The sequence below is a fragment of the Pseudomonas sp. GW821-FHT01E10 genome (genome assembly GCF_059422365.1).
Genome location: NZ_JBWKWT010000003.1, coordinates 560,271 through 566,952 on the forward strand (window position 1 = coordinate 560,271; position 6,682 = coordinate 566,952).

Sequence of the window (6,682 nt, forward strand, 5' to 3'; positions counted from 1 at the left end):
GATTTAGTGGGCGCTGATGATTCTGTGGGACCGGGCTTGTTGTTGGCTGAGCGTTCGCGATAACGGGCAAAAACCGCTATCGTCGCCGCCATTCAAAACGAGGCGAGCATGGGCTATCTACTTTTTGTCACGCTGATCCAGGCGTTTTCCTTCAGTTTGATCGGCGAGTACCTGGCCGGTCATGTCGACAGCTACTTCGCGGTGCTTGTGCGAGTGCTGCTGGCGGGGCTGGTGTTCATTCCGCTGACACGCTGGCGTTCGGTCGAGCCGGCATTCATGCGCGGGATGTTGTTGATCGGCGCGCTGCAGTTCGGTGTGACCTATGTCTGTTTGTATTTGAGCTTCCGCGTGCTGACGGTGCCGGAAGTGCTGCTGTTCACCATCCTCACGCCGCTGCACGTGACCCTGATCGAAGACGCACTGAACCGGCGCTTCAATCCGTGGGCCTTGATCGCGGCATTGGTGGCCGTGGCGGGTGCGGCAGTGATTCGCTACGAACGGATCAATCCGGACTTCTTCATGGGCTTTTTGTTGCTGCAACTGGCCAACTTCACCTATGCCGCCGGGCAGGTGCTCTATAAACATCTGGTGGCCCGCCATCCGAGCGATCTGCCGCATTACCGGCGATTCGGCTACTTCTATCTGGGCGCATTGGCGGTGGCGTTGCCGGCATTTCTGCTGTTCGGCAAACAGAACTTCCTGCCTGAAGCGCCGCTGCAATGGGGCGTGCTGCTGTTCCTCGGCCTGGTCTCGACCGCGCTGGGCTTGTACTGGTGGAACAAGGGCGCGTGCCTGGTGAATGGCGGGACGCTGGCGGTGATGAACAACCTGCATGTGCCGGTGGGGTTGCTGATCAATTTGCTGATCTGGAATCAGCATGAAGAGTTGGGGCGGTTGTTGTTGGGTGGATCGGTCATTCTGGCGGCGGTGTGGATCAGCCGGTTGGGTGTACGCCAACCCGTCATTGCACACTAAACCGGGTTAATTCGGCGCCAACTGCGCCACCATAAACTCAATAAACGCCCGGGTCTTTTGTGGTACGCGACGCGAGGAAGGGTAAACCGCGTTGATGGTAATCGCTGGTGCCTGCCACTCGCACAGCACCGGCACCAGGCGGCCTGCCGCCAACGCGCCTTCCACAATGAAATCAGGCAACAGGGCGATGCCCATCCCGGCTTCGGCGGCCTGAGCGAGCAAGTCGCCGTTGTTGGCGTGCAACGGGCCGGAAACGTTGACCCGTTGCGTCTCCTTGCCATTGCACAACTGCAGGCTCACGCCGCTTTGCAGATACCCGTAGTTCAGGCATTGATGCGCGCGCAAGTCTTGCGGGGTCCGCGGTATGCCTGCACGCGCCAGATAGGCGGGGGAGGCCACCATGATCCGCGGTGCCGGTGCCAGTTGCCGGGCGATCATGGTCGAGTCTGGCATGCTGGCGATGCGAATCGTCACATCGAAGCCGCCACGCACTGGATCGACCTGTTGATCGCTGAGCACCAGTTGAAGCTCGATGTTCGGATGCTGCTCATGGAACAGCGGAATCAACCGTCCAAGGCGATGCAGGCCGAACGACATCGGCGCATTCACCCGCAACACCCCACGTAGCTCGCCGATGCCGTCTCGAGCGCGCTGCTCGGCCTCGTCCAGCGCGGACAACACCTCCCGCGCCGCCTCGAAATACTCGGCGCCAGCCTCGGTCAAGTGCAGGCTGCGCGTAGTGCGCTGCAGTAATTGCACGCCGATTGCTTCCTCCAACGCCTGAATCTGTTTACTCACCTTTGATCGCGGCACGTCCATCGCGCGAGCGGCAGCTGCGAAGCCGTTCTCGCCAACCGTCACGACAAAGGCGCGCATGCATTCGATCCGATCCACGATTGTCCCTTTTTTAGAATCAATTATTCTCGATTTTAGGGAATTGTCCCTTTTTTATCTAGCCCGTAAAGTTACTTCCAAGCCAGCAAGCAAACAGCTTGAGGCAAGTGACTCACCCAATACTCATTAAACAAATCGACATCAAAAGGAACGCGCCATGTCTAACCGTGAATTGCTCAACCCAACCAACTCCGCCCTGATCCTGATCGACCACCAGCCGCAAATGGCGTTCGGCGTGCAGTCGATCGACCGTCAGACCCTGAAGAACAACACCGTGGGTCTGGCGAAGGCCGCGAAGATTTTCAACGTGCCGACGATCTACACCTCAGTTGAAACCGAAAGCTTCAGCGGCTTCATCTGGCCGGAGTTGCTGGCTGTTCACCCAGAGCAGAAGCCGATCGAGCGCACCTCGATGAACTCCTGGGAAGACAAGGCGCTGGTTGACGCGGTGAAAGCCACCGGCCGCAAGAAGCTGATCATTGCCGCGCTCTGGACTGAAGTCTGCCTGACCTTCCCGGCGCTGGAAGCCCTGGCTGAAGGCTACGAGGTGTACATCGTGACCGACGCGTCTGGCGGCACCACCAAAGAAGCTCACGACATGTCGGTGCAGCGGATGATTCAGGCAGGCGCGGTGCCGGTCACCTGGCAACAAGTGCTGCTGGAATACCAGCGTGACTGGGCACACAAAGACACTTACGAGGCGGTGATGGAACTGGTGCTGGAGCACAGCGGCGCGTATGGCATGGGCGTGGATTACGCCTACACCATGGTGCACAAGGCGCCGCAGCGTCAGGTCAAATAACACCGTTACCCTTGTAGGAGCATGGCTTGCCCGCGAAGGCGGAGTATCAGTCGATAACTATGTTGACTGACACTCCGCCTTCGCGGGCAAGCCTCGCTTAGGGGCGGTGTTTACATGATGTGTTTTTCCGGCTCCGGAATGTGGCTCGCGCCTAACATGGCCGGAAGCAATCCGGCCCTTAAGTCCCCGCCACTCGGCTGCTGATAAAGACTCAATCCGAACTCCGGCAGTACCGCCAGCAGATAATCGAAAATATCCCCCTGAATCCGCTCGTAATCCGCCCACGCCGTGGTGCGGGTGAAACAATAGATTTCCAGCGGAATCCCCTGCGCCGTCGTCTGCATCTGCCGCACCATGCAGGTCATGTTCTGCTGAACCTCCGGGTGACTTTTCAGATACGCCAGCGCATAGGCGCGGAAGGTGCCGATGTTGGTCATCCGCCGACGGTTGGCCGCCATCGCCGCGACGTTGCCCTGGGCTTCGTTCCAGGCCTTGAGCTCGGCTGTCTTGCGGCTCATGTAGTCGGTCAGCAAATGCACCTGGGACAGTTTCTGCTCTTCATCATCGCGAATGAACCGCACGCCGCTGGCGTCGATGAACAGGCTGCGCTTGATCCGCCGTCCTCCGGACTGCTGCATGCCGCGCCAGTTCTTGAACGACTCGGACATCAGGCGCCAGGTCGGGATCGACACAATTGTCTTGTCGAAATTCTGCACCTTGACCGTGTGCAAAGTGATGTCCACCACGTCACCGTCGGCACCGACTTGCGGCATCTCGATCCAGTCGCCGACCCGCAGCATGTCGTTGCTGGTCAGTTGCACGCTGGCGACGAATGACAACAGGGTGTCCTTGTAGACCAACAGAATCACCGCCGACATGGCGCCCAGACCCGACAGCAGCAACAGTGGCGAACGGTCGATCAACGTGGCGACGATGATGATCGCGCCAAACACGAACAACACCATTTTCGCCAGTTGCACATAGCCTTTGATCGAGCGGGTGCGGGCGTGTTCGGTGCGGGCATAGATGTCCAGCAGGGCATTGAGCAACGCGCTGATGGACAGCACCAGGAACAGGATGGTGAACGCCAGCGCCACGTTGCCGAGGAAGTTCATGCTGGTCTTGCCCAACTCCGGCACCAGGTGCAGGCCGAACTGGATGACCAGCGATGGCGTCATTTGCGCCAGGCGATGAAACACTTTGTTGTGGCGAAAATCGTTGACCCAGTGCAACGCCGGCTGGCGGCCGAGCATTTTGGTCGCATGAAGAATGAGGTAACGCGCCACTCGTCCGAGCACCAGCGCCACCACCAGCAGCAACATCAGCGCGAGTGTGGAATGCAGGAGCGGGTGCTGATCAAGGGCACCCCAGAGGTCTTGGGCGTTGAGCCAGAGCTGTTTGATATCCATGAGTGAAAACGCTTCTTCTGTAGGGCGCGACGGGGCGATTAGAGCATTTAAGAGGTTGCGGATGACGTTTTGAGACAAATCAGGCAACAAAAAAGCCACTGTTTGCAGCCGTTTGTATAAAGAAACTCGGCCTTAGCGCTCGAAACCGTTACCCTATGCAGCTGTTTTTTTGTATTTCTTCGAGGTAGCACCCGTGTTTTCCCAATTCGCCCTGCACGAACGTCTGCTCAAAGCCGTGGCCGAGCTTAAATTTGTCGAGCCAACGCCTGTGCAAGCAGCGGCTATTCCGCTGGCGCTCCAAGGGCGTGATCTGCGGGTGACAGCGCAAACCGGCAGCGGCAAAACCGCAGCCTTCGTTTTGCCGATCCTCAACCGCTTGATCGGCCCGGCCAAAGTCCGCGTCAGCATCAAGACCCTGATCCTGCTGCCGACCCGCGAGCTGGCCCAGCAAACCATCAAGGAAGTCGAGCGCTTCGCGCAGTTCACTTTCATCAAGTCCGGTTTGATTACCGGCGGTGAAGACTTCAAGGTCCAGGCCGCCATGCTGCGCAAGGTGCCGGACATCCTGATCGGTACGCCGGGCCGGATGATCGAGCAACTGAACGCCGGCAACCTCGACCTCAAGGAAGTCGAAGTGCTGGTGCTCGACGAAGCCGACCGCATGCTCGACATGGGCTTTGCCGAAGACGTGCAGCGTCTGGTGGACGAGTGCACCAACCGCCAGCAGACCATGCTGTTCTCCGCCACCACCGGCGGTTCGGGCCTGCGCGAGATGATCGCCAAGGTCCTGAACAACCCTGAGCACTTGCAGCTCAACGCGGTCAGCCAGCTGAACGACACCACCCGTCAGCAAATCATTACCGCTGACCACAACCAGCACAAAGAACAGATCGTGAACTGGCTGCTGGCCAACGAGACCTATCAGAAGGCCATCGTGTTCACCAACACCCGGGCCATGGCCGACCGTATCTACGGCCGCCTGGTGGCACAGGAATACAAAGCGTTCGTCCTGCACGGCGAGAAAGACCAGAAAGACCGCAAACTGGCCATCGACCGCCTGAAGCAGGGCGGGGTGAAAATCCTCGTGGCCACCGACGTCGCCGCCCGCGGTCTGGACGTGGAAGGCCTGGACTTGGTGATCAACTTCGACATGCCGCGCAGCGGCGACGAATACGTTCACCGCATCGGTCGCACCGGCCGCGCCGGCAACGATGGCCTGGCCATCTCGCTGATCTGCCACGGCGACTGGAACCTGATGTCGAGCATCGAGCGCTACCTCAAGCAGAGCTTCGAGCGCCGCACCATCAAGGAAGTCAAAGGCACCTACGGCGGACCGAAAAAGGTCAAGGCCTCGGGCAAAGCCGTTGGCGTGAAGAAGAAAAAGGTCGACGCCAAGGGCGACAAGAAGAAAACCGGCGCCAAGGCTCCGACCAAGCGCAAAATCGCCAACCGCCCGAAGACCGACGCCCTGTCGCTGGTCAGCAAGGACGGCATGGCGCCTTTGAAACGTCGCAAGCCGGAAGCGCCGGCGGCTGAATAAAGCGTCGTAGCGATCCAATAAAAACCCGGACAGTGTCCGGGTTTTTTTTCGTCAAAAGATCGGAGCTCCTACACGGAATTGGCATTCATCCCATAGGAGCTGCCGAAGGCTCGGGCCGCGATCGGACGATCTTTTGATCTTGCTGTTTAGCTCTCGGCTTTTTTCTCTGCGGACTACAGCGCCTTGGCGTTGTGAGCATTTTTCTACACCACATCAGGAAATGTCCTGCGCTCTCGTCGGAAGCGCCCGATTTAGCCATTACAAGTCGTCCCTTAACCTTCTCGAATGGATCCATTCATTGACGCCAGAATAATGGCCATCTAATATCGCGCCACTATTGTGCCATCATCCTCCATTCGAGGGATCGAACATGTATCCACCCGCCCTCGTGGCGAGGTTGTGCCTGGCTTTGCTGTGCCTTTCTCCGCTGAATCTTGCTCACGCTGCCCCCACCCCCGGTGAAACCGATCTGATCCGCGAACGTCAGGACCGCTTGCTCGACGAGCAGCGTCGGCGTCTCGAGGAGCTCAAGGAATTACCCGGCAAGGCAGCCCAACCCGCACCACCGACGGCCCCGGCCGACGCCCGTTGTTTCCCCATCAAGGACATCGAACTCAAAGGCGCCGACAGTCTTTCGGACAGCGAGAAAAATCGCCTGCTCAAGCCTTACATCGGTCAGTGCCTGGGCGTCACGCAGCTCAACGAGTTGCTGAAAGTCATCACCGATCACTACATCGAAAAAGGCCTGGTCACCAGCCGTGCCTACTTGCCGCAGCAGGATTTGTCCGGCGGGCATCTGAAGGTGCTGGTGGTCGAGGGCCGGCTCGAAGGGTTGAAGGGCGCGGAGGGCAGCCAGCTGTCGGAGCGCGAACTGGGGATGGCTTTTCCCGGCAGGAGCGGGGAGCTGGTCAATCTGCGGGAAATCGAGCAGATGGTGGATCAGCTCAACCGCTTGCCGTCGAATCAGGCGCAGATGGAGTTGTCGCCGGGCAAGAACGTCGGTGGCAGCGAGGTGCTGGTCAAGAACACCCCGCAGAAGCCGTGGCGTGTCGGGTTGTCGCG

General features: G+C 59.1%; 6 protein-coding genes. 4 read left to right on the plus strand and 2 right to left on the minus strand.

Features of this window, described 5'->3' with window-relative positions:
* Nucleotides 1-108 precede the first annotated feature (108 nt).
* Complete coding sequence (locus AC07V0_RS09185) at nucleotides 109-975, plus strand: carboxylate/amino acid/amine transporter (protein WP_086944854.1); 867 nt, start codon at nucleotides 109-111, stop codon at nucleotides 973-975.
* 6 nt (nucleotides 976-981) lie between these two features.
* Here AC07V0_RS09185 and AC07V0_RS09190 read toward each other — a convergent pair whose 3' ends face one another.
* Nucleotides 982-1,869 (minus strand): LysR family transcriptional regulator, encoded by an 888-nt coding sequence (locus AC07V0_RS09190; RefSeq protein WP_026286472.1) that lies wholly within the window; start codon nucleotides 1,867-1,869, stop codon nucleotides 982-984.
* Nucleotides 1,870-2,026: 157 nt separating this feature from the next.
* On the opposite strand from AC07V0_RS09190, the gene AC07V0_RS09195 reads away from it, so the two are divergent.
* Nucleotides 2,027-2,671 carry a hydrolase gene (locus tag AC07V0_RS09195; RefSeq protein ID WP_007934054.1) on the plus strand — a complete coding sequence of 215 codons (645 nt, stop codon included), beginning with the start codon at nucleotides 2,027-2,029 and terminating at the stop codon, nucleotides 2,669-2,671.
* A 110-nt stretch (nucleotides 2,672-2,781) separates the two neighbouring features.
* On the opposite strand, the gene AC07V0_RS09200 is transcribed toward AC07V0_RS09195, so the two are convergent.
* Complete coding sequence (locus tag AC07V0_RS09200; protein ID WP_018926727.1) at nucleotides 2,782-4,080, minus strand: mechanosensitive ion channel family protein; 1,299 nt, start codon at nucleotides 4,078-4,080, stop codon at nucleotides 2,782-2,784.
* 193 nt (nucleotides 4,081-4,273) lie between these two features.
* Here AC07V0_RS09200 and AC07V0_RS09205 point away from each other — a divergent pair, with 193 nt between their 5' ends.
* On the plus strand, nucleotides 4,274-5,620 hold the full coding sequence (locus tag AC07V0_RS09205; RefSeq protein WP_007934066.1) for a DEAD/DEAH box helicase: 1,347 nt from the start codon (nucleotides 4,274-4,276) through the stop codon (nucleotides 5,618-5,620).
* Between the two features lie 370 nt (nucleotides 5,621-5,990).
* The coding region (locus tag AC07V0_RS09210) for a POTRA domain-containing protein (protein ID WP_495019548.1) at nucleotides 5,991-6,682 on the plus strand (692 nt) is incomplete at its 3' end.

Excerpts from the sequence above, each read along its gene's own strand:
- AC07V0_RS09185 (WP_086944854.1), top strand. The coding sequence starts at position 109 with ATGGGCTATCTACTTTTTGTCACGCTGATCCAGGCGTTTTCCTTCAGT.
- AC07V0_RS09195 (WP_007934054.1), top strand. The coding sequence starts at position 2,027 with ATGTCTAACCGTGAATTGCTCAACCCAACCAACTCCGCCCTGATCCTG.
- AC07V0_RS09200 (WP_018926727.1), bottom strand. The coding sequence starts at position 4,080 with ATGGATATCAAACAGCTCTGGCTCAACGCCCAAGACCTCTGGGGTGCC.